This is a genomic window from Variovorax rhizosphaerae, assembly GCF_037889975.1.
Classification (GTDB): domain Bacteria; phylum Pseudomonadota; class Gammaproteobacteria; order Burkholderiales; family Burkholderiaceae_C; genus Variovorax; species Variovorax rhizosphaerae.
Genome location: NZ_JBBKZT010000098.1, coordinates 1 through 1,786, shown reverse-complemented (window position 1 = coordinate 1,786; position 1,786 = coordinate 1). Strand labels below are relative to the sequence as shown.

The following is a 1,786-nucleotide window of genomic DNA, read 5'->3' as shown; positions in this document are numbered from 1 at the left end:
CATTTGTCCAATGACCAGGCGTTCGCGCCTACCTGGGCTCGATTTCTGCCGGTTGACAAAGAGGTCCTGAAGGCGATTGCCAATGACATCGCCGATCTCCATTCGGCGGGATCCCTGCTGGGCATCGAAATGTCGCGCGGCCTCGAAAGAGCAGTTTCCAAGAAATGCCCCTGCGCAGTGCGCTCAAACACCAACTCCAACTCCAACGCCAACGCGCGCTCAGGCGTGCACACCCCACGCTCCACGCTGGCGGCCTGGGGCGGCGCCGGCGGCGCGAAGCTCGAACCGCTTTACGAGGCGCACCGACGCTTCATCCTCAGTTGCCGGGTGCTGCACGCCGACGAGACGCCGGTGCCGCTGCTGGACCCCGGCTCAGGTAAGACGAAGAAGGCTACGTCTGGGCCTGGGCGCGCAGTCACCATGACCCGCACCCTGGCGTGATCTACGAGTTCTGCCTGGGCCGAGGGGCGCAGTACCCGGTGGCCGCCATATCTGGAGCCGCCGTGGCACGGCACCTTGATCACCGACCAGTACGCGGGCTACAACGCTGTGTTGGACGCGAAGGTCTACCCGCGGCGCAGGTCAGCGGTCTGCGCCGCGCATGCTAGGCGATACGTCGAGGAACTTAGCTGCGGAGGACCCGCCGCCAGCGTCGTGGCCACCGAAGCGCTACAGCGCTGGGCACGGATCTACCATGCCGAAGGCGCTCTCGCGGAGATGGACGACACCCAGCGCCGTCAGGGCCGCCACCATCTGACCAAGCCGCTGTGGGACTAGAGGGTTGGGCGCGGCGGATAGCGGCCCCGCGCGGCCTACAGGGTCAGTCTCAAATTCCTGACACGCGCCCTTAGGCAACGGGTACAGACTTTGATATCGAATGTTACATGGGAAGTCTTTGCGAATTTCCGGAACTATGCTGCAACTGACATGTTTCTGTAAAGGGGAGTCGCAGCAATGGCCGACAGAGTCATTCGCCGTTTAAGCACTGGAAGTGCGGAACTGCGGCGGAGCAATCCGCCGTTTGTGCCCTACCTCGTACTCCCGCGCGCCGCTCAAGTTGAACTCACCGACAAAGTTACGCTAGAGAACCCGGGTGACCGCATCTCGATCATCATGTCCGGCCGACCGGGCGGAGTGACTGACTATTCCAATATGTTGGCTAAACATACGGGCAATGCCCGGGTGCTTACGTTTCACAAGGACCTGCGCGTCGACGGCGACACCGTACTGCTCAATGTCTCCGGCTACGAATACGCGCGCTACGGCGCCCCCTTTCATCTGCTTGCCTGGGTACGCCGCAACAGGCCGCGGATGAAACGCTTCGGCGTGTTCATGCACGAAGCCTACGCCGTCAGCAAGCGGATCACTTCGTCCGTGTTCTGGGTGTGGCGGGCGCAGCGCTATGTCGCCAGCCAACTGGCCAAGCGGTCCGATTTCTGGATATCGAATACCCACTACGTCCATGATTGGCTGGAAACTGAAGCGGGCGACCTGCCGCACATCTGTCTGCCGGTGTATTCCACTGTCGGCGAACTTTCCGAACTGCCTCCAATGCGCGAGAAGAAGGTGGCGGTGGTCTTTGGAACCGAGCCGTTGCGCACCAACACCTGGCAAGCGGGGGGCGAGCCCCTGTTTCGCTGGGCCGCTGTAAACGGTGTCGAGATACACGACGTGGGATCGCCGATTCAAGACCCGGAGCTCGCAGCTGCGATGCAGGCACACGGTGTTATCGCTCACGGGCGGCTGCCGTCGAAAGATGTACAGGAGCTGCTGACCTGCGCGACTT

At 62.2% G+C, this 1,786-nt stretch carries 1 protein-coding gene and 1 pseudogene; both read left to right on the top strand.

Annotated elements, in window-relative coordinates:
- Window positions 1-129: 129 nt before the first annotated feature.
- A pseudogene (locus WKW82_RS40455) lies at window positions 130-777 on the top strand (IS66 family transposase).
- Window positions 778-954: 177 nt separating this feature from the next.
- On the top strand, window positions 955-1,786 hold an 832-nt coding region (locus tag WKW82_RS40450; protein ID WP_340348837.1), incomplete at its 3' end, for a hypothetical protein.